The following is a 23,491-nucleotide window of genomic DNA, read 5'->3' as shown; positions in this document are numbered from 1 at the left end:
TCCTCTGAGACGCCGGGAGAACGCCGACGAAGAGGCGCTTGCGCGCACGCGAGCCGTTCGAGGGCCGACGTTCTTTAACGGTTCCTTGACACGCTACTGACGGGTTCTTGACGTACATTTCCTGCCAGGTGTGCCGGGAAGTCTGGTCGGCGTGAAGTCGTCCCGTCCTTCCCGAAAGGGTTCCGCCGTGACCTTTCCCCAGACCGCCGCACGCACTGCCGCGGCGCCGGTTCCGCCAGTGCGTGGCCCGCGCCGCTCCGTTCTCTTCTTCGCGTTCGCGTTCGCCGTGATCGCCGACCCGGTCTCCTCCGTCGCCTACGCGATCGAGGCCGCCCTGCACGCCCTGCACGGCGACCTCGCCCTGCTGCTGCCCACCATGTCCCTCGTGGTCGGCCTGGTCGTGGTGGTCACCGCGAACTACTGGCAGTTGGTACGCCGCTTCCCCAAGGGCGGCGGCGCCGCAGCGGCAGCCGGGCGGGCGTTCGGTCCGAGGTGGACGTTCCTTCCGATCGGTGCCCTGGTGGTCGACTTCGTCCTCACCATCGGCATCTCGATCGCGGCCGCCGCGAGCGCCGTGATCGCCCTGTTCCCCGCCCTGGCGCCGGTCCGCATCCCGCTCGCCCTGGTCCTGCTGGTGCTCGTGGCCGGGCTGACCTGGTTCGGGCACGGCGGCCGGCTGCTGTTCGCCGCGATGACCGTGGTGTTCGTCCTCGCCGCCGTCGCCGTGGTGGTGCTCGGCTTCACCGCCCCGCACAGCACCGGCACCGCACCCGCCCACACCGACCCCGGCCGTTCCGCGGTCTTCGCCGTCGTGCTCGCCTTCCCCGTCGCCATGGCACTGGCCACCGGCGTCGAAGCGCCCTCCACCGCCATCGCCCAGCTCGGCCAGCTCGACGACACCCACCGCCGGCGCTTCGGCCGCGGCACCCTCGCCCTGCTCCTGGTCATCGTCGGCGGCCTCACCCTCGCCCTCACCGCCCTGGCCGTGCAGCTGCACATCGGCCTGCCCGGCGCCGACTCCACCCAGATCGCCGACATCGCCCACGCCGCCGCCGGACCCGGCTGGCTCTACGGCGCCTTCCAGCTCACCAGCTCGCTCCTGCTCCTCGCCGCCGCCAGCTCCTCCTTCCAGGCCGGCCCCGGGCTCCTGAAGGCCCTCGCGGGTACCGACGAACGCCCCGGCGTGCTGCCGACGGTGCTGGGCCGCACCAACAAGCATCACACCCCGTACTGGTCGGTCGTGGTCTTCCTCGCCGCCGCCGCGGTGATCATCGTCGCCGCCGCGGGCAAGGAGCAGGAGCTGGTGCTGTTCTACGCGGTGTCCGTGTTCGTCAGCTTCCTGGTCGGCCTGCTCGCCATGACCCGCTTCGCCCGCACCGAGCGCAAGCCGCTGCTCGCCGCCGTCAACGGCATCGCCGCTTCCGCGGTCGCCTTCACCCTCCTGGTCAACCTCCTCCGCGGCTGGCCGATCCTCTCCCTCGTGGCCACCCTCGCCATCGGCGGCGGCCTCTACGTGCGCTGGATTCGAGCGGGCCGGCCCAGCGGCATCGAGGACGTCGAGGCCCAGGCCGAAGCCGACTGAACCCAGCCGGACCTCCCAGCCGGACCACTCAGCCGAACCACCGGTCGGCCGCTCAGCGGCCGACCGGTGGAAGCCCCGCGTGGCAAACGCCTTTCTGACACGCTGGAGTGACGCCTCGTCAGTTGTCCGGCGAGGCGGACGGCCGTGGGGTGCCGGGGAGCGGGGCGTCCGCCTCGTGGGCCGCGATCGTCCACTCGTCGTGGTAGAGCCGGAACGGGATGGACCTCTCGAACAGCGGGGTACCCAGGATGGCGATGCGCGCCAGGACGGCCCCGTTCACGTCGAGCCCGCCGTAGAGCCCGGCCTTGCCTCGGACGGCCGGCACGCCGTCGCCCGAGTCGATACTGACCGTGCCGTCCACGTCCGCGCGGAGGTACGGCTCGACGGTGGCCTTCAGGCCCACCGCGTCGTAGAGGGCGACGGAGCCTTCGGCGGTCAGACCGGTGCGGACCGAGGCGCGGCCGGTGAACGTCGCCTTGACCGGGGACACCTTGGTGCTGACCGGCTCGGTGGCGGAGGTCCAGCCACCGGCCTTCGTGTAGTCGGCGTGGATGGCCCAACTGCCGTCGAAGGTCTGGGTGGTGTCGACGGAGACGGTCCCGTCGGCGGTGGCGACGGCGTACACGGTGGTGTTGAGGACGATGACGACGGGAACCTCGCCGACCATCACCACGGGGGAAGCGGTGAGCGTGGCGATCGGGATCCTGACTCCCGTGGAGCCGGAGAGACCCGCGGTGAGGCGCCAGTCGGCGTGCGCGCCCAGATCGAAGCCGACCTTGGCCTGCTCCGGGGCGAGGATCCCGTGGGCGCCTCGGTACGAGAAGACGACGCTGGGATCGAGCGAGACCGAACCCGTGAGTGTGGCCTTGGTGCCGCCAGGCAGCGGGACGGAGGTGTTCGCGTCCAGCTGCAGCACGGCGGAGGCGGATCCCCGGGCGCCGTCCGGGTTCGGGACGTAGGACGCCTTGAGGTCCTTGAGCTTCGGCGTGACCTGGATCTTTCGCGGGTCAAGGGCGCTCTTGATGTCGGCCCAGCTCTTCCCGAGCAGCTCGGATACGGTCGCCGGACGGGTTTTGACCTCGAGCTTCCCGTCGCCCGTGCGCTCGACGCCGGTGATCGCGAGCAGCGCGCCGCGCGGGGCGACGGCCGACGGCGGGCTGTCGATCAGCTGCCCGGGCCGGACCGCTGCGACGGCCGCCGCTGTGGCGGAGGGACTCGGGGCGCCCTTGCCGGCGCCGGGCATCGTGAGGACTGCCTTGCCGGTCCGCCGGTCATAGGCGTCGAGGCTGAGGCCGCGCGTGCCGTCCACGACGGCGGGCGTCCCCGACCCGGACGACGAGGGGGAGACGATGACGGGCGCCTTCGCGGTGCCGACGTCGACCGGACGGGCCGACGTCCTTGCGGACGAGGCCGTCGGCCGGCCCCCGGCCAGGGCGGCCTCCGGGCTGCCGGTGGCCGCCGCGGGCAGGCTCTCGTCGGCCGGGCGGGAGTGCGTGGGTAAGGCGGTCTCGCCGGTGCTGCCGGCGGCCGACGGAGCAGGCGTCGTCTGGCCGCAGGCGCTGAGTGTGGCCGCCACGGATATGGCGAGCGCGGACACGCGCAGAGTGCGCGTGAGGGTACGCATGGACATGCGGAAGGGTCCCCCTGGGACATGAGTGGTCGGTGATGCGAGCAGGCCTGCGCGCCGCATGCTACTGACAAGTAATCAGGGAGTGCCAACTTCACCTCAAGGGAACCTCAACTCACGTGCCCGCCATGAGAGATGAGGGGGCTCCGGCGGCGGCGAAAACGCATGGCCTCCGCGGATCGCCCGCGGCGCCGCCAGTCCGGGAGGTCTCAAGAGCCTTCCGAGGCGGAGGGGCGATCCGCTCCCTGCCGGACGGCGGCGATCAGGTCTGCGGCCCGTTCGAGCTGGTCGCGCTGGGAGCGCAGGTCCACGGCGCCGAGACGTACGACGACGTGCCGAGCGCCGGCGGCGACGTACCGTCCCAGGCGCTCGAGCACCTGCCCGGCGGAGCCGGCGACGACCGCCTGGATCTTCTCCAGCTCCTGCAGCGGCATGCCGTACGTGGCCCGCGCGTAGGCGTCCAGCGCTCGGCGGCCGCCCTCGATGTCGTCGTCGATCCGGACGGTGACGAACAGCGCCGGGGTGATGTCCTCGGCCGTGCGCCCGGCGTCGGCCGCCGCCTTGCGGATGTCGCGCAGGCCCGATGCGTAGTCGGCGGGGTCGGGCGGGTAGGGCAGCCATCCGTCGTACGTCCGGCCCGCGCGGGCCAGCGCCGTTGGGGTCGCGCCGGCGAGCCAGATCGGCGGGCCGCCGGCCCGGTACGGCCTGGTCATGGGCGGGATGCCGTCGAACCGGAGGATCTCGCCGTGGAAGGCGTCGGCACCGTCCCACAGAGCCCGCCACAGCGCCACGGTCTCGTCCAGGCGGGCGAAGCGGCGTTCCCACGGCACCTCGGACAGCGTGTAGAGGGGCCGTCCGAAGCGGCCGGGGAAGCCGGCGCCGACGGTCACGGCGAGCCGGCCACCGGACAGCAGGTCGATCGACGCGAGTGCCTGCGCGGCCTGGACCGGCCGGCGCAGGAACGGCATCAGCGCAGCGGTGCCCAGCGTCACGGTCTCGGTCGCCGGGGCGAGCGCGGCCAGCATCGTGAGCGCCTCGATGCGCGGGCTGATCAGGGAGTCGTTGACGAAGAGCGAGGAGAAGCCCAGGCGTTCGGCGTGACGGCCGAGGGTGATCAGCTCACGAGGGTCGTCGTCCGGGCCCCACTGGGCGGTTCCGGTCGGAAGCAGTACACCGATGTCCATGCCGGCCATGCTCTCGACCGTTGTGGGTGGCGACAATTCCCTACGGGGAATGGCTGGGGGCGTTCGAGAGGCAGCCCCTTGTCTCGGCCCCCGCGGTCGAGGCGGCACCGTGCTCGTGGGTGCTCACCTGCCGGGAACCGGACCTGCGTGTCGACGAGCAGATCACCCGCATTTGTCCTGGACTTCCTCATCGCCACCGGCGCCGAGCTCGACGTCGACGAGTACGACATGGCCGGAGACGAGGACCCTCCGGTGAGCACGTGACCCGCACGCGAACCGCCTGCCGCGAGGCGGCCGGCCGGCAAGCCGCGGCCGGCCGAATCGAGACGGCCCGGACGGCCGCGAAGGGCCATGGCCTCCTTCCCGGCGCCGTGGCCGTCGAGGACCGCGCCGCCGAAGTGCCGCGCGACGCCGGCCCTCGCGGCGAGCGCGGTCGGGAGCACTCACGTGAGGTAGTCGGCGACGAGATCTGCGAACTCTTCCGGGGTGAGGACTTCGACGCCGAGTCTCTGCGCGGCGTTGGCCTTCGAGCTCGGCTTGCCCGACGGTGACGGGGCGGCGACGAGGCAGGACGTCTTCGCGTTGACGCTGCTTCCGGCGCGGCCGCCGGCGCGTTCGACGAGTTCGTTCATCCGGGTACGGCTGAAGCCTTCGAGGCGACCGGTCATCTTGCCGGTGACCACTACGGTCCTGCCGGCCAGCGGCCGGTCGCCGGCGGGCGAGGTGGCGGCGGTGTCCGGCTGCGGTTCGGCCATGTTGACGCCCGCCGCGATCAGCTTGTCGATGACCGGCGCGAGAGCGACGAGCTCGGCGACGACGACGGGGGCCTTCTCGGGGCCGATGCCCTCGACGGCCTGCATGTCCTCCGCGCCGGCCTTGCGGATCGCGTCCATGGTGCCGAAGTGGGCGGCTATCCGTCGCGACATGCTGCGGCCCGTGCCCGGGATGCCGAGCGCGCAGAAGACGCGGCTGAGGGGGCGGGCCTTGGCCAGTTCGAGCTGCTCGGCGAGCTTCGTGCCGCGCCTGGCGCTGCCCGAGGCGTCCGTCAGTTGCTGCTCGGTCAGGGTGAACAGGTCGGCGACGTCGGCGACGAGCCCGGAGTCGATCAGGGCCTTGACGTACGTCCTGCCCAGGCCGTCGATGTCGAGGATGTCGCGCCCGGCGGCGTACTCGATCAGCGGGGCGAGCGCGCACGCGGTTCCCTTGGCGCACCGCCACCGCTCCTGGCTCTTGTCGATCGCGCCACCGCAGTTCGGGCACGCTTCGGGCAGGGGGACCGGCACGGCGTCTTCAGGACGGAGCTCGACGACCGGGGCCTGGACGCGGGGGATGATGTCGCCCGCCTTGTAGACGGTGACGGTGTCCTTGAGGTGCAGGCCGCGGCGCGCGATGTCGGCCGGGTTGTGCAGGGTGGCCCGGGACACCGTCGTGCCGTCGATGTCGACCGGCGCGAGGACGGCGGTCGGTGCGATCGCGCCGGTGCGCCCGACCGCCCACTCCACGCCCTCCAGGACGGTCTGCCGCTCGACGGCCGGGAGCTTGTACGCGATCGCCCAGTACGGGAAGCGGCTGCCGAGTCCGGCGGCCGCCTGCTCGGCGGCGCTGTCGGCCTTGATGACCACGCCGTCTATGCCGAAGGGCAGGCCGGCGCGCATGGCGGCGATCGCGTCCACCCGCGCCTGGGCCTCGGCGATCGTGCTCACCACGCGCAGCCCGGCCGGCGTCGCGCCCGTGGTCTGCACCCCTGCCCCGGCGACGGCGGCCAGCACCTCGCTGTGCGTCGCCCCAGCGGTCAGGAACGATCCGCCGTCCAGGTCGACCGCGCCGTACGCCCAGAACGTCATCTCCAGCCGGTAGGGCCGGTCCTTCGCCCGCAGCGTCCCGGCCGCCCCGTTGCGCGGGTTCGCGAACGGCGCCGCCCCGTGCGCCGCACGCACCTCGTTCGCGGTCTCGAACTGCTCCTGCGTGAACAGGACCTCACCGCGGGCCTCGAAGGTGACCGGCTCGGCCAGCCGCTCGGGCAGACCGACGATGCTGCCGATCACATGACTGACGTCCTCGCCGCGGCTGCCATCGCCACGCGTGATGATCTGCACCAGCCGGCCGCCGCGGTACCGGGCGGCGACGGCCGCACCGTCCAACTTCGGCTCGACGGCGAATCCGCCCTCGACCTCGTGGCCGAGCCGCCGCTTCAACGACGCCTCCCACCCGGTCAGCTCCTCGGCGCTGAAGACGTTGTCGAGACTGAGCAGCCGCGAGGTGTGCGGGACGTCGCCCTCGGGCGCGGCACCGTCAGCGACCAGGCCGGTCGGCGAACCGGCCGTCCCGCCCGGATGCCTGGCTTCCCAGTCCAGTAGGGAGCGGCGCAGCGCGTCGAACGAAGCATCGTCCAACGGGCTGTTCCCGCCGCCGTAGTAGGCGCGCGACGCCTCACGCAACCGGTCGAGCGAGGACTCGTAATCGGCACGGGTGGACAGGACAGGGCGCGCCTCAGCGGCGGGAATCGCGGTCATGAATGCATCATGTCGTGAGGGTCTGACAGTGATGCTGGACCGAGGCCTCAGGGCGTCGAATGCCCGGCTTCGTCGCGCTGCTGGGCGTCCCGAGGCCGAGGCCCAGGGGCCGAGGGGCCGGGGGTGGCCCTGGGCCCCGGGCCGGGGCTTCAGCGGACGGGATAGCCGTAGGTGTAGCCCTGCTCCTTGAGCCGGGGAAGGATCCGGCGCAGGGCCTGGACCGTTTGGGACCGGTCGCCGCCGGCGTCGTGGAAGAGGAGCGTCGGTCCGTTGGGGAGTTCGCGTTCGACGGTGGCGACGATGGCGTCGGTGCCGGGGCGTTCGAAGTCTTTGGTGTCGACGTTCCAGCCGAGAGGACGCATGCCGCGGGAGGCGGCGAGGTTGCGGCTGTAGGGGGTGAAGGCCCCGCCGGGCGCCCGGTAGTAGACGGGGCGCACGCCTCCGGACGCTTCGGTGATCATGCGTTCGGCGTCGAGGATCTCGCGCTTCTGGTAGTCCTGGGAGGCCTTGTCCATCGCGGTGTTGTGCGACACGGAGTGGTCGCAGAGCCGGTGTCCGTCCGCGACGACCTTCTTGACCAGGTCGGGGTGGGCCTTCGCCTGCGTTCCCACCATGCAGAACGTGGCCTTCACCCCGTACTCCCGCAGCACGTCGAGTACCTGAGGGGTCCACACGGGGTCGGGGCCGTCGTCGATGGTGATGTTGACGCCCCGCGCACCGGCGTCCGAGGCGTGCGCGATGACCGCCGAGACCCGCTTGACGTCGTTGCTCGGCGTGGCCGGCGTGCTCGCCTTCGGCGGCGCGTCGCCAGTGGGGTCGGCTTGCGCGGTCCAAACCGAGGCGCCGGTGGCGAGGACGGTCACCCCCAGCGCCGCCCCGACCAGCTTGCCGTACCAACCCCGCGCACTACCGTGCCGCGCCATGTCCGCCCCCACTCTTTCCCGCGGTTCCTCAGTGAACTCCTGGTCGCCTTGCGACCACTTGTCAGGACGACGCTAGGCGGCCCGCGGATGCGTCCGTTACCGATCACGGACAATTTCGGGAGAGTTCAGGGACAAACCGCGGAGGCTGAGGCCGGAACCTCGCGTGTCTGGTTACGCCGGTATCGCTACTTTCCTGCCGGTTCGTACCCTTACCTCGAATCAACCCCCGGTCGCCGGGGGGAGAAGGAAGACGAAACGCGCAGCTCGCCTTGTCGAGGACCTCCATCAGCAGCTCATCCGGCACGAGCGTGCACCGCCCGCACCGCCCATCGCGCCGGTTCGGCCCTCCTCAGCTCGGGTAGGTGATCGAGCCCAGCGGCGGACACGGGATGAGCACGGTGCCGGCGCCGGGACGTTCGACGAAAGCCCGGGCCTCGGCGGCCCGCAGGCGCCGGGAATCCAGCTCGTCGGCGTGCCAGGCATCGTGCCGGGCACGGGGGTGGTCCCAGGAGTCGTCGATGAGACTGAGGCTGGTATTGCCGGAGCTGCGCTGGAACTCCGCCTTCATGACGGCCTGTTGGAGTGCGGTCTGGGTCGCGGCGAGATCGATGCGGGTGACCAGGACCCCGGGGGTGTTCGGTTCGCGGGTCGGCATGGGGGCCTGGGGGAGCAGTGACACGCCGGTGTCGACGCGGCCGATGTTGTCGACGCTCATCTGCTGGGCCTCCCTCGACATGTGCTGCATTTCCTGGTGCAGCCACAAGAGCTCGTCGAGGTCGGCCTCGGTGATGCGCATCCGCTGGTACAGGGCCCGGAACCGGGGATCGGCGTGCAGCGGACGCAAGGGGGCGGCGTGGAGCGTCACGCAGTCGTTGTAGCCGGCTGCCACCGCGGCGTCGAAGTGGAAGACGGCCTGATCCGCCTGTCCGTACGCGCAGGCCAGGACGCCGAGGCCCGCCTGGCCCGCGGCGACGAGCCACGCGCCGTCGGGGCCGAGCGCCGTGGAACGCGCGACGACATCGTGGAAGCCCGCGGTGCCCACGGCGGCGGGACCGTCGGTCTGGAGCGCCACCAGTAGTTCGTGAAAGCGGGTGGCCAGCGAGTTGACGGTGTCGGCCATGTGTCTCCTCGGACTCGGTGGTGAAGCGCGAAAGAGCGTTGAGCCTCTGGAGGCCCCCGTGGACATGACGGACGGACGGGGTGAGCGGTTCCTGTTCGGGCCGGGCCGTGGTCACGACGGTGGGAGCACAGCCGGGCGGCGTCGGGTGGCTCGACCGGCAGATCCGTTCTTCCGCGCGCCGGCAGTGACGAGATCCCGACCGATTCTCTTGACCGGTCGGGATGTTCGCCGCTTCCGGAGCCTTCGGCGTCCGTGCGCAGGAGTGCGGGTCGGGTCAGGCGGTCGTCGCCACGCCCGTCAGCCAGGCGTTCCAGTCGCTCTCGTAGTCCAGCGAAGTGAGGAAGGAACGGGCGGCGGTCCAGTTTCCGGTGCGGTAGTAGGCGAGGACCGTGGCGACGTCGGCCGGGTGCTTCTCGATCATGTAGCGGGCGGCGAGGTAGCCCCAGTTGTAGGTGCGGGTGACATCGCTGTTGTCGTAGGTGGTGTCGAACAGCGTGCGCAGGGAGTACGTGTGCTTGCCGGCCTCGGTCAGCGCGTTGGAGTACGTGACACCGCGGTAGGAGTAGGAGATGTACTCCGCCACGCCCTCGCCCCACCACACGGTGGGGGTGGTCTGGCTGGCGTTGAAGTCGCCGTACAGGTCGAAGCGGCCGTCGAGGTAGTGCGTGTACTCGTGGTTGAGGTTCCAGATCTGCCAGCCGGGGCTCACGTCGGTGCGCTCGTAGCATATGAACCGCGGCTGGTTGCCCGTCTTCGCGGGGTCTCCCTCCAGGTACATGCCGCCGTTGTTGGTGTCGATGCCGTAGATCCTCCCCGCGTAGGTCTTGTAGTCGGCGCTCGAGTTGAAGACGTCGACCTCCAGGGTGGTGTTGTAGTCGTCCGCGACCGGTCCCTGGTCGTTGACCACGCTGTGGAAGTAGGCGTCCTGGTTCGCCAGGCTCGCGCAGGTCGCGTTCAGCTGGTCGGTGGTCATCTCCTGGGCGCGGATCCGCAGCGACGGGCTGCAGTTGTGGACGATCGGCAGGATGCGCGATTCCAGCCTGCCGCCGGTGGTCCCGGTCGCGCTGAGAGCGCCTTGCACATTGCCGTGGGCCGGGCGCTGGCCCGGGTCGGCGAAGGCGTGATCCGCCTGGGGATCGGCCTGAGAGGCCTGAGGGGCCTGGGAGGCGGCCTGGGCGGGAGAGGCCGCGACGGCGGCTATGAACAGGGCGGTGGCGACGGCCATGGCGCGCAAGATTCGCTCCTGGAGAGGGGAGTAGGGGTCCCGTCCGCGACGGGCTGCGCTGTAAAATTGCACATGTCACATGGCTTTTCAATGACTTTGACAGGGACACATCGATTCCGTTTCGTCACTCCGCCTCGGTGGGACCCGGCATCTCCAGTACCTTCGAAGCCCTGATCCCCGTAGCCGTTTCGGGCCGCGAGGTTGAGAAACCGCGTCATCTGGTGCGTCGAGGGCGGGCGGCGAGGGCTGGGTCGCTGCCTGCGGGTAGCTGTGGAGCCGGAAACGCAGGCGCGCGGCGCAAACTCGGGTAAGCGTGCGGTGCTGGATCTGCGACACTGCCGCGGATGAGCACTTCGAACGCCTTGCCGGTTCTGCGCACTCCTGATCTAAGGGACGCCCACCATGCGGTGCAGCGCCTACTCGCTCTTGCCATCCCCATGGAAAAGTTCCAGGTCAGCGCGGAGGCGCAGGCGCTGACGCCGGCCGAGGCGCAGAACATGGCTGCCGCCTTCCCGAAGGCTGTCATCAGCCCTGACGACCCGTACCGCCCCGAGTCCCGCGATGAGATCCGGCGCTTGATCTCATCGGGGGACCCGCGGGCAGAGGCACTTCTCCCGGTCACGCTCCACCTTGAGAGCCAGCCGGTCGGGTCGATCGAAGAGACCTTCTTCGGTGTGATCGGCTCCGGGCCAGGTTCGATCGACTGGGACTTCTTCAGCTGGCCCGCCGTTCCGGAACTCGGCCTGGACATCCGCAACAAGGACGCTTACGTCCAGATCGCCATCAACAGCCAGGACGTGTACCGGGAGACACCCGCCACGGATCACACGGTCTTCGTTCACTTCCGGCGGGACGACGTGGCGCGTGCCGAATGGCTGGCCCGAGAGGTTGGGCTGCAGCCGATCGGGCCGGTGGAGGGGGGCTGGTAGCTGCCGGCGGTGCTCTGGCTTCGTGCCGGCCCCCTTGCACGATGCCTCGGTTCTTGAAGCCGTCAGCACCTCCGGTGTGCCCGGCGGGACCAGCGATGATGAACGCATGAGGAGCCGAACCGAGCAACTGACCCACGCACTGGAGCGGGCCGGGCTGGAACGGGTGGGAACCTGGCACGTGGACCGGGGGATGCCGCCGAACCGCGCACGCCGGTTGCTCGCATGGGCGGCACCGGCGCCGGCAGCCGTGCTGCCTCGCACGGCCACGGAAGCGTTCAGGGAGCACTGGCGGCGACTCGTCGACGCGGCGGGGCTGGCTGATCAGGACGGCGTCGTTCTCGTCGACGGCGGACAGGCGATCTGGGCCTACGCCCGGCTGGCCGCGGAGGTGGACGCGTACGCACTGTTGGGCGACGGCGACGGGTTCCAGACGATGTCGACGGACGGCGAGACGCTGCTCGCCGTGACCGTGGCGGGGGAGCGGATCCGGCTCTCCGTCCTGGACCGGCTCAGCGAGCGGAACGAGGAGGCGGCGCACGAAGCCGTACGGGAAACAGCACAGGAGCGCGAAGCGGCATGGTCCGAGTTCATCGAGTTCCTCGAGTTCCTCGACGAACTCGGAGAAGGTGGACTGGCCGAGCGGCTCCGCCACGCGTGGGCCGGCGGGCTCGCGCGGAACGAGACCGTGCCCGCCGAGCTCCGGCACCGGCTGCTCGGGCTGAACACCTGGAACCTGTACGGCACTTTGCCGCGCGAGACGCTCGAGGCGGCCCTCACGCACCCGGAATGGAGAGTGCGCCAGACCCTCGCCGAGGTGCATCCGCATCTCACGAAGGAGCACTGGGAGCGCCTGATCCTCGGCGAGGAGTCCGAGAAGCACCGCTGGATCCTGGCCCTGCTCGCCGCCGACCGGCGCGCCGAGGTCACCGAGGAGACCTGCCGGCAGCTCGCCGCCGACCGGTCCACGCGGGTGCGGCAGGAGACCGCGCGTCTGACCGGCCTGCCCGTACCGGTCGGCGTCGCCCTGGCGGCCGACGCCGACGGCACCGTCCGGGCCACCGCCTGCCGGACCGCCTGGCCGTACCTGGACGACGCGCAGCACCAGGCGCTCCTCGCCGACCCCGTGGCAGGGGTGCGGACCGCTGCCCGCCGTGCCCACCACCGGCAACACCCGGTCACGAGCTCGGACCTCGACGCGGGTGGCCTGCCCGACGACGTCCTGAAAACGTGCCGCCTGGACCGGGCGCCGGCCGAACACTTCGTCCGCCACGGCGAGCCCGCCGAGCGCGCCGCCCTCGCCGACAATCCGCACCTGGAGCCGGACCTGGTCTCCGAACTCGGCAGGGACGCGGACGCCCACGTGCGCCACCGGGTAGCCCTACGCCCCGACCTCACGGAACAGGAACGGGCCACGATCGATTTCGAGTTCGACCCGACCTCGCGAGAGCGCACGCTCTCCTGGGTCGCCGCGCTCCACGACAATCCCGCCGCCATGCGCCGCCTCGCCGACTCCGCTCACCCGCTCGTCCGCAGGAGCGTCGCCCGCGCCCCGCGCCTTCCGCAGGACGTGGTCGGGAAACTAGCGGTCGACGAAGACCGTGTCGTGCAGCTCTTCCTCGCGGAATCCTGCGAGGACGCGCCCGCCGGCATGCTGCTGCGGGTCTGGAAGTGGTGGACGGGCAGCCTCAGCTTTCCTGGTCGCCCACGCAACCACCCGAACTTCCCGCGTGAAGGGCTCCTGCGGTACGCCGACGACCCGGACCCGCGCATGCGGCAACTCGCGCTGGACGACCCCCTGTCGTCCGCCGAGCTCGTGGAACGGTTCACCCGGGACACGGAACCCGAGGTGCGCTACCGCGCCGCGACCGACCCGCGCCTGACGCCCGCGTCCGCCGTCCGGCTCCTCAGCGACCCCGAGCGGCACATCCGCTCCGCCGCGCTACGCGACCACCGACTGCCCGCATCCATCCTCGTAGCGATGCTGCGCGACGCGGAAACCGCTGACGAGGCGGCCATGAACCCAGCTCTGCCCCTGGACGTCGCCGACCGGATGATCGGGCTCAGTCGCAAACCTCGGCAATAGAGGTCGCGGACCGGCAGATCACGGAAGCCGCCGCGCCCGCTCACCGCGGATTGGCGGACGATGACATGAGCGTCAGCCCGACCGCGGGTTCAGATCGGCCGGCGTGTCGACGTCGGGGAGCGGAGCGTCGGAAGGGCGGAAGAGCACCCGAGGAGCAACCCGGCAGGCACGGCGGCTTCCAGTGCCGCGTCACCGCCGGCTGGTGGCGGCGTTCGGTCACGTGTCGTAAGACCCGTCCCAGGGCGCGCCGAATCCGAGCCGCTCCGGATAGAACTCCGCCCAGTCCTCGCGCTCCTCACCCTCGGGATACTCCCCGTGGCACTCGCGGACCAGGCCGAACCGGATCCCGTCGACGTCGATCGAGAACGGCGCTGTCGCGATGTCCCCGAACCTCACCGCGGGCAGCGAGCCCAGCCACTCCTCCACGCGCTCTCGCGCGGCTGCCACCACCGAAGCCCTCGCCGGTCCGTCCGTGGCCAGACCCGCCGACTCGATGCGGGAGCGCGTATGTGTACCTGCGGCGTCGAACTCGTGCAGTACGGAATACCACCGCCGCAGTACTCGCTCCTGGTCACCGCCTCGCCCTGCGAAGACGCCGCTGACATGCGCGAAGAACTGTCCGCCTTCCCACCACCCGATGGTGGACGTGCGGTGGTCGGGTTCATATCGGATGGGCACCAGGTCAGGCACAGACATGGCCGCACCCTACGGGCCCCCTACGACAGAGCGGGCGGCCAGGCTTCACCCACGCGGATCTCACGCGGATCTCACGCGCGGTCCACGTCGTCACCCACTTGGCCGTTGTACGAAAGTTCCGCCGGCAACCTGCTTTGTGACAACGCCGGTTCGCGGGCCGGGTTCGCTGCCGCTATGCGGCGCCCCGGGCCGGGTGGCGGACAGCCTCCGTGGCACCGGGTAGGCGGGGTGACTGTGGTGTCACCCGGAGGTGCAGCGCGGCGAGGAGCAGGCAGGACGCGGCCATCGTGGACCACAGCGTGGTCGTCCCCGCACGGGCGAGCAGCTGGGTGCCGAGGACGGGGGCGAGCGTCGCGGCAAAGCCCCAGCTGGTGCCGAAGACGGCCAGGTATCGGCCGGTTGCGCCGGGTGGTGCCAGGTCGGTGACGAGCGCGTAGATGCGGCCCATGACCAGCAGGTCGCCGAGGCTCCACACGGCGGCCGCGGTGAGCAGCGCGGGCAGGCCGCGGGCGAAGGCGTAGCCGGTCAGGCCCGCGGCCAGGAGGAGATGGGCGAGGGCGAGAGCGGCGGGTGTCGTGAGCCTGCTCGTCCAGGGCAGCCGGACCAGTGGCTGGGCGAGCACGGTGGTGGCCGCGGTGGCGGTGAACAGCAGTCCGGCATCGGCCGCGGGCAGGCCCTGCCGGACGAGCGCGAGGGGCAGGGTCATCACGGTCTGCTGGTTGATGAGCGCGTAGGCGGTTCCGGTGGCCAGGACGTTCAACAGGGCTCGGTCCCTCAGCGGTCGTACGGTGGTGTGGTCCTGGTCCGCTGCGGCTCGTGCCGGACGGTCATGGGGAAGGGCGAGCCGGATCAGCAGCGCGCAGGCCAGGCAGGTGGCGGCGTCGGCGACGAAGAGCCATCGCAGGTCCCAGTGTCCGACGAGGGCGGCGAGCAGTCCGGCGCCCATGCCGCCTGCCGCGAGCGCTGCGCTGAACAGGCTGAACGCACGCACCCGTTGCCGCTCGGGCACGGACTCGCCGATGATCGCCTGGCTGGGCGGCTCGTAGAGCTCGAAGGCCAGCCCGAGCAGCACCGCGCCGGCGACCGCCCAGGTGAGCGATGCGGAGGCCGCGATGGCCAGCTGTGCGACGGCGCATCCGCAGAGGCCGAGCACGATGGTCGTGCGCCGGCCGATCCCGTCGGCCAGTCGTCCCCCGGCCAGCCGTGAGGGGATCGTTGCGAGCCCGAAGGCGGCGCTGACCAGCCCGGCGGTGGTCAGGCTCGCGCCGTGGTCGGCACAGATCAGCGCGGTGAGAAAGGGCAGCGAGAAGGCTCCGAGTCGGTTGACGATCCGGGCGAGCAGCAGCAGGCGGACGGTGCGGGGCAGCGGTTCGGAGCGCAGCACAGCGCCTCCCGTCACTGGTCAATCGTCTATTGTCGGTGACGGCCACCGTAGGCAGGTGAAAGGTAACTGGTCAAGTGTTGTTCGACAGTCACATGCGTACCCTGCTCGACGCCTCGGCGGCACTCGTCAACGCACTGACCGACGGTCAGGCACGCGGCCGTCAGTACTTCGCCCCCCAGGGCGCCGAGCGGGTCGAAGCGGTCCGCGCGGCGCTCTCCGCCGGGCCGGACCTCGGACTCGACGAGGCCGACCGACTGGCCGAAACCGCCCGCGCCCTGCGTACGGTGTTCGAATCCGTGGCCGCCGACCGTCTCGACGACGCGGCTGCCGCCCTCAACGCGCTGCTGTACGAGACCGGTGCCCGCCCCCAGCTCGACCGCGCCCCCGGCGAGCCGTGGCAGGTCCACTTCCACGGCGCCGACGACACCTACGCCGTCGGTTGGAGCGCCGGCTGCGCCACCGGCCTCGCCATGGCCCTCGGCGGCGACTACGCCGGCCGCCTCGGCATCTGCGCAGCCCCGCGCTGCGACCGGGTCTACGTGGACACATCCCGCAACGCCGGCCGCCAGTTCTGCTCGACGGCCTGCCAGAACCGGGTCAAGGCAGCGGCGTTCCGCGCGAGGCGCGCCAGCGACGAGGGATGAGCCTCAGCGCCTCGCCCGTGTACGAACCGGGCGGCACGAGCTGGCCGCTGGACGAACCAGGGAGTGTCGTCCAGCCCTAGCCGCCCTGACGGCCGTAGCGTGCTCTGTTCCAAGCCACTTGCTCGGCGGTCATTGACGACGAGATCTTGTGCACGTCGCCGACAAGATCGTTACCGCGTCGCCGGCGCCGCCCCCACTCGCGTTCCCGGAGCGCCATGACGGACACCTTGGATGCGGGCTGCCAATGCAGGGTGAAGGCCGGGGCATTGGCGTCCGGTACGTCCTCCAGGCGCACGCCGCGGTTGGCCAGCAGCCGCTGCAGTTTGTCGAAGCGGAGGTGACGGTCAAAGCGACCGTACCGCTCGCGAATCGTCTTGTTGACGATGTTGCTGCCCCAGTACGAAAGCCGATGCACCTGCAGGGTGAAGTGGTGCCCCTCCCAGGGGTGGTCGGGCGACTCCCGGACCCAGAAGAACTCGACCAATCCGTAGTCGCGCCACATGGTGTGGTCGTCAAGGGAGTTCTCGGCGAAGTCGGAACCGACGATCGCGCTGACCTGGTCGGGACTGTCCGTGGGCCTGGCACCGAGCACCGTTCCGGACATGACCACGTCCACATAGAACGCGAGGGAATGCGGAGTCAGCTCTCTCTCCTTGACTGAGGGGTTGAGGCGGCCGGATAGTTACCCCTCAACGTAGGTGACGGGCGGCGCGGAGAACCGACCGACAGGCCCTACGCCCGATTACGTGGGTGGTTACGCGCGGTGCGCTCATTGCCGTGCTTGTAGGCACCGGTCCAGCGTGCCATCACCAGTTGGGCATCCCCCGGTTCGACCTCCGCAAGAAACTTCTGGGCACGCGCGCCGCGCAACGTACCCGCCGGACGGCCCTGGTGGGTGATCGTCACGGTGCCGTCAGGGCGCTGAGTAAAGGCGAATCCGAAGGGTCTTGGCATGGCCGGGATAGTAAGCACCCGTGCCGACAATCCGCATCCGCATTTCGCTCGGCAAGTACAGAAGTTTCTACAAGTGCGCCCGGAATGGCCGTGGTCCGGTCGGCTGTGGGTAGTCAGAGGTCGATTGGCGCGGCCGGACCGGACTTCGGTGTCCGGTCGTCGGCATCGTCCCCTCGTACGCCGACCAGGGCTTCCAACGCCCGCCAGGCCGCCGTTCGTGCTGTCTGCGGCAGAACTGACACCATGCGGTGTCATGACAGATGACAGCACCAGTGCGTTCCAGGTGGGCCAGACGGCTCTCATCGTCCGGATACCGGAGGCGGAGCCGTCCGTCAGCACGTGGCGTGAACGGCTCGACCCCTCGGCCCGGGCCGGGGTCCCCGCTCACGTCACCGTGCTCTTCCCGTTCCTCGACGCGAGCCGAACAGATGCGCTGGTGGTCCACTCCGCACTCGCGGACGTGCTGGGCAGCCACCCGGCCTTTGACCTGCGGTTCGAGAGATGCGGACGATTTCCGGAAGCGCTCTATCTCGTCCCCGAACCGGACACGCAGTTGCGGCAGCTCACGGAGGCGATCGCTCATCGTTGGCCTGAGGCTCCGCCGTACGGCGGCCGATTCATCGACATCGTGCCGCACCTGACCATCGCTCAGGGTCAGGAGGACGCCGTCCTGGAGGAGATCGAGGCCGACCTCGCGACGAGGCTCCCGTTCACGGCTCACGTCTCGTCGGTTGAACTCATAGTTCACGACGGCGAGAAGTGGCAGGCACGCGCGTCGTTCCCGCTACGAGAATGAAGCAGGTCCATGAGGGCTTGGCCGGGCGGCTGCCGCCTGGGGCGAATCGGCATCCGAAGTAGGGAAGGGCTGTCCTGGTCGCCGACCGACAGCAGGGGCAGCGCAGCGCAGTACAGGCGTTGGCGACCACGAGACAGGCAAGTCGCGGCAGCACGTTGATCATCATGCCGAGGGCCGGGCCGGGCCAGATGCCGCGACTGGGCCGGGGGAGGGCTCTTCTCAGCCGGTTGCAGAACTGCGGCCCGCCTGAATGAGGTTTCCGGCACGCACAGTGCCGTACATGACTCGCCCGGACGTCGTTTCGGCACGTACCGCGTCAGCCAGGTCACGGCGACGACGGTCGCGCTGGAGCCGTCGTCTGGTTCATGTCGCCGATCGTCTGCCACAGCCGCAGCGCCCGCCCGCGGTGCCGGCGTGCCAGGTCGTGGACGCCGGCGGCGGCGTCCAGGTCGCCGATCAGTTGCCAGCACGTGGCCTCGTCCTGACGGTCGCCGTGCCGGTGGAACAGGTCCGCCGCGCGCTCCAACGCCGGCCTCGCCCGGTCCCGGTCGTGCCGACCGGCGTACACGCGGCCGACTTCCAGCAGCGTGTACGCGGCGCACCGCTCGTCGGCCAGCTTCTCGAACGTGGCCAGCGCCTGCCGCAGACAGCGCAGCGCCTCGTCCGGATCACCGCGCCTGTCGTGCAGCCGGCTGAACCGTCGCAGCACGACCGCCACCCGATGCCCGTCGTCGAGCGCCCTGGCCTGACGCAAGGCTTCGTCGAACCAGGACTCCGCCTCGTCGAGGTCGCCCTGCATGAGCCGCATCACTGCCATCGAGCAGGACAGCTGCGCTTCGAGGTGCCGGTCGCCCTCACTGACCGCCATGGCCAGCGCCTGCTCGACCCGCTCGAAAGCTTCGTCGTCACGGCCCTGCACCCGGCTGACCGTGCCCAGCATCGCCACCGACAACGCCTCGCCGCGCTTGTCCCCGGCGTCCCGACACAGCTCGACGGAGGACTCCAGGGCGCGGGTCGCCCCGTCGAACTCGTCCCGGTAGATGTGCAGCTGGCCAAGACCGCGCAGCAGCACCGATGCGCCGCGCACGTTGCCGGCGGCCTCGGCCGCGTCCAACGCGAGCCGGTGCCCGTGCTCCCAGTCCTGGTACAGGCACCGGTGGTCGTAGTAGGTCACCAGGCCGGCCGCCAGTTCCCAGGCCGACTCGTCCAGCCCCCAGTCCACAGCCAGTTTCACCGCGCCGAGCAGGGTGTCGCGTTCCGCGTCGAACCAGCCGACCGCGTCGGCCATCAGCCGGTCCACGACCGCGTCGGGCAGCGACAGGCGCGGCGCCGAGCCGGGCTCGCCGGCCAGCAGCCCGGCCGGCAGCCGAGCGGTACCACGCCCGGTCAGATCGAGCCAGGCGGACAGCACCCGGACAATCGCGTCCCGCTTGTCCGCCGCCGGCAGCTGCGCGGCGAACTCCACCGCACAGGTCCTGATCAGGTCGTGCAGCCGGTAGCGCGGCTGACCGATGGCGTCGGTGGCGGTGAGCCGCACCAAACTCGCGTCGACGAGGGTGTCCAGCACCTCCTCGGCGTCCGAGCGACCCAGCAGCGGGCCGACCACCCAGCCGGGCAGGGTGTAGGCACCGAGCAGACCCAGCAGGCTCAACGCGCGCACCGCGTCGGCCGGCAGCAGCCGCAAGCTCAGTTCGATGCTGGCTCGCACGCTCAGATCCCCGACCCTCAGCTCGGCCAGCCGCCGGGACTCGTCCTCGATCCGTTCCCGTAACACCCGCAGCGACCAGGCCGGGCGGCCGGTGAGCTTGGCGCTGGCGATCCGGATCGCCAGCGGCAGGTTGCCGCAGCAGCCGAGGATCGAGTCGGCCTCCGCCGGTTCCCGCTCGACTCGCCGCCGCCCGACGATGCCGGTGAACAACTCCCGTGCCTCGGCCGGGCTCAGCACGTCCAGGTCGATGTGCCGGGCGCCGGGAAGCTGCGTCAGCAGCGTGCGGCTGGTGATCAACACGGCACAACCGTCGGACCCGGGCAACAAGGGCAGCACCTGATCGGCGTGCCCGGCATCGTCCAGCACCACCAGCATGCGGCGGTCCGCCAGCAGCGACCGGTAGAGCGCGGCGCGCTCGGACAGGCCGTTCGGGATCGCACTGCCGGCGATCGAGAGCGCGCGCAGCGCCTCGGCCAGCATCAGCCCCGGGTCCCGGGGCTCGTCCGATGTGGCGGCGAGGTCGAGGTAGAGCTGGCCGTCGGGGAACGCGGCACTCGCCAGCCGCGCGGCATGCGTCACCAGGCAGGATTTGCCGACCCCTGGACCGCCCACGATGACGGCCACCGGCGCCCGGTTCGGCGCCGACCCGCCGAGCAGTCCGGCGAGCTCGGCCAGCGACTCCGCCCGGCCCACGAAGTCCGGTACGTCCAGCGGCAGTTGACGTACGGGCATCGCCATCGTCGGCCCGGTGGCCGTCGCGTCGGGACTCTCCGACGGGATGTCCGCGGGACCGCTCTCCGGTACCGGAGCCGCCAGGACGGGATCGGCGGTCAGGATGCGCTGATGCAGCGTCTGGAGCGGCGGAGTGGGATCGACGCCGAGTTCGTCGGCCAGCGTCCGGCGTAACCGCTCGTACACCTGCAGGGCCTCGCCCTGTCGCCGGCACCGGTAGAGGGCGACCATCAGGTGTTCGGCGACGTGCTCGTCGTAGGGGTGCTCACGGAGCAGGGCGGTCAGTTCGTCGATGACCTCACGATGACGCCCCAGGTCGAGTTCGATGCTCAGGCACAGCTTGTGCGTGGCCGCGCGCTTCTCGTTCAGCCGTGCCGCGTCGAGCTCCAGGGCCCGGCTGGCGATGTCGACCAGGGCGTTTCCGCGCCAGCATGCCAGCGCCCGCCGCAGTGCGACCGCCTGGTCGAACGGGACCCTGTGCCGTTCGGCGAGGCGCCGCTCCTGGTCGAACTCCAGCAGGTCGAGCTGATCCGGGGCCAGGTGGATCTGGTATCCGCCACGCCGCGTGCTGATCAAGGACGCGGGTGCTCCGCGCGCTGCGAGGTTGCGGCGCAGCCCGGAGAGAGCGTCCTGAACCTGGCGGACCGCGGTGGCGGGTGCTTTCCCGTCCCACATCACGGCGACGAGCCGTTCCATGGCCACGAGGTCGTTGGCGTCGAGCAGAAGCGCGGCCAGCATCTTGGCCTGCCGCGGCCCGTCGAACCTGACCTCGCGCCCGGTGATCTGGGCGTGTAACGGCCCCAGCACGCCGAACCTCATGCTCCCCCCGGCACTCGGCGATCAGCGTCGAACCCCCCGCCGACCTCGCACTAGGACGAATCTAGGACGGCCGACGGACGCGTGTCCATAGCGTCACCGCAGCGGTGCTCACGGAAGACCAGTGGGCGGGCAAGGAGTGCGGAGTGTGCCCTCACACTCCGCACTCGAGGCGCGGAATTCCGACCGAGTCGCCTGCCACGCCTGCGCGGTACGACCGGAAGCATCCGCAACGCCCGATCAGCGCACGACTCGTCAGATTGAGGAGACCAGCACCATGCTCAAGCTCCGAACTGCCCGACGGGCCCTCGCCACGGCCGCCGCCACGCTCGCGCTCGCCGGCGGCGTCACCTTCGCCACGGCGGGCAGTGCCAACGCCGCCTGGCGGAACGGCGAGATGTACAACTTCGCGAAGAGCCAGTGTCTTGACGGGGGCGGCGGCTGGGTCAGCACCTGGGACTGCAACGGCTCCCCGGTGCAGATCTGGCAGGACATCGCCCCGACTACGGACAGCACCTACCAGCTGCGCGACAACGCGGGCCTGTGCCTCGACGGCGGACAGAGCTCCGGCCTGTTCTCGTGCAACGGCGGCGACTGGCAGAGGTGGACCGTCGAGTACGCGGGCTCCGCCGGCGGCCGTACCTACTACCGCTTCCGCTGGGCACACGACGCGTCCAAGTGCCTGGACGGCGGACAGAGCCGCCAGGCGATGTGGTTCCCCTGCAACGGCGGGGCATGGCAGATGTGGTCCTGGAACTGACCCAGGTCCACGATGCGGCCCGCCGGACTCCGGCGGGCCGCATCGTGGCGCCGTACCAGGGCGTGAACCAAGCCGACTGTCAGCCGCCGGTCCAGTCGGGGGCGCCGAGGGTGTAGAGGAGCACGGCGACCGAGACGAGGGTGAACGCGATCAGCGCCAGGCGCTGCCAGGTGAGGGTGCGGGACATGGCTGGTTCCTTTCTTCAGCGGCGTTGGCTGGGTGGTGCATGGCGGTTGCGACGAGCAGGGCCGCGCCGATCGCCAGGAGCACGTCGCCGATGCTGACGACGGCGTGCAGAGGCGGAAGAGGGATGGTGTCGCCCAGGGCGAGCAGATGGGTACTGCGCCCGGCCGGCACGTTCTTGGCAGTCTCGGACCCGGCGCGCAAACCGGCGGCGGTCGCCGAGGAGAGGCTGCACGGCATCCGGCCGTTGACGGCGATCGCCAGAGCGTTGAGAACGGCACCCGTGAGTGTCAGTCCCACCCCGGTCTTCAACGGCCAAGGTCTGCCCGGAGCGTTGAAACCCAGCCAGAGCAGGGCAAGGGCGAAGGCCAACGCAAGCAGCGGTGCCCTGAGAGAGCGTCCGGCAGCGCCGGGAAGACTGGTCGTAGCCAACTGAGCGACCTGCACAGCGGCCGCGAGCCACAGCAGCCACAGCCGTCGCAGCCGCACGCCCAGCAGCCGGCCACCGCTGACATATCCCGCGGCCGTTCCGACGGCAACCGGTCCGCCGAACAGGATCAGCGCAGTTGCGCCCACGGCCCCGCCCTGAAGGTGACGCGTCCCCCCACGCCCATCCCCCGCCTCACTGCAACCTGGCGCCGCAGGATCCAAGCGGCCTGCATCCCCGGGCCCTCGCCACGTCTCTGCGCGACCGCCGCGGATCGTCGCAGAGCCGGGACGCGGGCCGCAAGCGCCCGGGGCCGACTACCGAGCTTCCGAAGCAGAACTGACATGGCGGTGCCGGTGTACGTGCTTGGCAAAGGCGACCTTCGGACAGCTCCATGCCGTACCTGCTGCCGCAGGACGCGTCCCGCGGGATGGAGCTGTTGCAGCTCGGCGACCAGCTCCTCACAGCGGCACGAACAGCCCTCAGGAGGTCCTCGTCGAATACCAGCGCACCCTACGAGCCGTCACTGACACCACCGGTGCTGGCCGAACCTCCCGCCCGGCCGACTGGCTCACCGGAGCAGTCGGCGGTAACCGACGAAGGTGAGGAAGGGTCCCGCTTCGCGTGCGTACCGCTGATGTAAGCACTGGCAGCCCGCCAGCCAGGACACGGTTCCTCCGACCACTTACCGACGTCGGCCCAGCCGCTGCGAGGACTCGATGCCCTTGCGGGAGATGCGGTCGCGGAGGTCGCGCTGACGCAGCCATCGGCGCAGGTGGTCGTAGGCTGGGCTCCTGTCTGGTCTCGCAGTTGATGTCGTCATCTCACGGCGAGGGCAGCGACGACGTGGTGGGAGCACTGTCACGCGGAGCGCGTCAACGAGGGGCGTTGGACGGGCTGAAGGGCGGGCTGGCGGGTGGGCCATGACGGATGGCCTCGCACCGCTACGCACATCACACTTCGAGACAGTCCCGAGCGCTCACGGCCGGACTGTTCGCTTCCCGGTCGCCTCTGTCGCGGCTTTGTCACGTGGGGATCAGCTGCTTGTCCGGTTGCCGATGGCTGCGTCGAGTTTCGCCCGTCCGCGTGCCCGTTGGCGGGGCCGCTCGTTACGATCACGGTCCTCGGTGGTTGACCTGGGGCCTTGCCACAACGAAAGGCACTAAACGCCGTCATGACCCACCGTTTGTGTGAGCTCTCTTCGG

Annotated in this window: 17 protein-coding genes and 1 pseudogene; 6 read left to right on the top strand and 12 right to left on the bottom strand. The window is 70.7% G+C overall.

Annotated elements, in window-relative coordinates; all coding sequences use genetic code 11:
- Positions 1–238: 238 nt before the first annotated feature.
- Entirely contained in the window at positions 239–1,582 is a 1,344-nt protein-coding gene (locus tag ACWEV0_RS00220; protein ID WP_453144975.1) for an amino acid permease, read from the top strand.
- A gap of 118 nt (positions 1,583–1,700) precedes the next feature.
- On the opposite strand, the gene ACWEV0_RS00215 is transcribed toward ACWEV0_RS00220, so the two are convergent.
- From ACWEV0_RS00215 to ACWEV0_RS00190, 6 genes and pseudogenes are all read right to left on the bottom strand, one after another.
- Positions 1,701–3,212 (bottom strand): hypothetical protein, encoded by a 1,512-nt coding sequence (locus ACWEV0_RS00215; RefSeq protein WP_453144973.1) that lies wholly within the window; start codon positions 3,210–3,212, stop codon positions 1,701–1,703.
- Between the two features lie 206 nt (positions 3,213–3,418).
- Positions 3,419–4,393: an LLM class flavin-dependent oxidoreductase gene (locus ACWEV0_RS00210; protein ID WP_453144971.1), complete on the bottom strand. Its 975-nt coding sequence runs from the start codon at positions 4,391–4,393 to the stop codon at positions 3,419–3,421.
- A gap of 443 nt (positions 4,394–4,836) precedes the next feature.
- Positions 4,837–6,906: an NAD-dependent DNA ligase LigA gene (gene ligA, locus ACWEV0_RS00205; RefSeq protein ID WP_453144969.1), complete on the bottom strand. Its 2,070-nt coding sequence runs from the start codon at positions 6,904–6,906 to the stop codon at positions 4,837–4,839.
- A 149-nt stretch (positions 6,907–7,055) separates the two neighbouring features.
- On the bottom strand, positions 7,056–7,829 hold the full coding sequence (locus ACWEV0_RS00200) for a polysaccharide deacetylase family protein (protein WP_453144967.1): 774 nt from the start codon (positions 7,827–7,829) through the stop codon (positions 7,056–7,058).
- Positions 7,830–8,178: 349 nt separating this feature from the next.
- Positions 8,179–8,949, bottom strand: a complete 771-nt coding sequence (locus ACWEV0_RS00195) for a hypothetical protein (protein ID WP_453144965.1) — start codon at positions 8,947–8,949, stop codon at positions 8,179–8,181.
- A gap of 286 nt (positions 8,950–9,235) precedes the next feature.
- Positions 9,236–10,015 (bottom strand): annotated as a pseudogene (locus tag ACWEV0_RS00190) (collagenase); the annotation flags it as partial.
- 503 nt (positions 10,016–10,518) lie between these two features.
- Between ACWEV0_RS00190 and ACWEV0_RS00185 the strand changes: the two are divergent.
- A complete protein-coding gene (locus ACWEV0_RS00185; RefSeq protein WP_453144963.1) occupies positions 10,519–11,103 on the top strand; it encodes a hypothetical protein in 585 nt (194 codons plus the stop codon).
- A 106-nt stretch (positions 11,104–11,209) separates the two neighbouring features.
- Positions 11,210–13,186 carry a PE-PGRS family protein gene (locus ACWEV0_RS00180; RefSeq protein ID WP_453144962.1) on the top strand — a complete coding sequence of 659 codons (1,977 nt, stop codon included), beginning with the start codon at positions 11,210–11,212 and terminating at the stop codon, positions 13,184–13,186.
- Positions 13,187–13,402: 216 nt separating this feature from the next.
- Here the strand turns inward: ACWEV0_RS00180 and ACWEV0_RS00175 are convergent, their stop codons facing one another.
- Positions 13,403–13,633, bottom strand: coding sequence for a hypothetical protein (locus ACWEV0_RS00175; RefSeq protein WP_453144961.1), 231 nt, complete (start codon positions 13,631–13,633; stop codon positions 13,403–13,405).
- A gap of 421 nt (positions 13,634–14,054) precedes the next feature.
- Complete coding sequence (locus tag ACWEV0_RS00170) at positions 14,055–15,281, bottom strand: MFS transporter (RefSeq protein ID WP_453144959.1); 1,227 nt, start codon at positions 15,279–15,281, stop codon at positions 14,055–14,057.
- 59 nt (positions 15,282–15,340) lie between these two features.
- Here ACWEV0_RS00170 and ACWEV0_RS00165 point away from each other — a divergent pair, with 59 nt between their 5' ends.
- Positions 15,341–15,910, top strand: coding sequence for a CGNR zinc finger domain-containing protein (locus ACWEV0_RS00165; protein WP_453144957.1), 570 nt, complete (start codon positions 15,341–15,343; stop codon positions 15,908–15,910).
- Between the two features lie 76 nt (positions 15,911–15,986).
- Here ACWEV0_RS00165 and ACWEV0_RS00160 read toward each other — a convergent pair whose 3' ends face one another.
- Positions 15,987–16,514, bottom strand: coding sequence for a hypothetical protein (locus ACWEV0_RS00160; RefSeq protein WP_453144955.1), 528 nt, complete (start codon positions 16,512–16,514; stop codon positions 15,987–15,989).
- A 128-nt stretch (positions 16,515–16,642) separates the two neighbouring features.
- Positions 16,643–16,864 (bottom strand): hypothetical protein, encoded by a 222-nt coding sequence (locus tag ACWEV0_RS00155; RefSeq protein ID WP_453144953.1) that lies wholly within the window; start codon positions 16,862–16,864, stop codon positions 16,643–16,645.
- A gap of 253 nt (positions 16,865–17,117) precedes the next feature.
- On the opposite strand from ACWEV0_RS00155, the gene ACWEV0_RS00150 reads away from it, so the two are divergent.
- Positions 17,118–17,660, top strand: a complete 543-nt coding sequence (locus ACWEV0_RS00150; RefSeq protein WP_453144951.1) for a 2'-5' RNA ligase family protein — start codon at positions 17,118–17,120, stop codon at positions 17,658–17,660.
- Between the two features lie 325 nt (positions 17,661–17,985).
- Here ACWEV0_RS00150 and ACWEV0_RS00145 read toward each other — a convergent pair whose 3' ends face one another.
- Positions 17,986–20,919, bottom strand: coding sequence for a BTAD domain-containing putative transcriptional regulator (locus ACWEV0_RS00145; protein WP_453144950.1), 2,934 nt, complete (start codon positions 20,917–20,919; stop codon positions 17,986–17,988).
- A 274-nt stretch (positions 20,920–21,193) separates the two neighbouring features.
- Here ACWEV0_RS00145 and ACWEV0_RS00140 point away from each other — a divergent pair, with 274 nt between their 5' ends.
- A complete protein-coding gene (locus ACWEV0_RS00140) occupies positions 21,194–21,676 on the top strand; it encodes an RICIN domain-containing protein (protein WP_453144948.1) in 483 nt (160 codons plus the stop codon).
- 150 nt (positions 21,677–21,826) lie between these two features.
- Here ACWEV0_RS00140 and ACWEV0_RS00135 read toward each other — a convergent pair whose 3' ends face one another.
- On the bottom strand, positions 21,827–22,435 hold the full coding sequence (locus ACWEV0_RS00135; RefSeq protein WP_453144947.1) for a DUF5317 family protein: 609 nt from the start codon (positions 22,433–22,435) through the stop codon (positions 21,827–21,829).
- Between the last annotated feature and the right edge of the window lie 1,056 nt (positions 22,436–23,491).

Source organism: Streptomyces sp. NPDC003943 (assembly GCF_053605265.1).
Note: the sequence above shows the minus strand (reverse complement) of the source record. Positions and strands in the feature narration are given on the sequence as shown.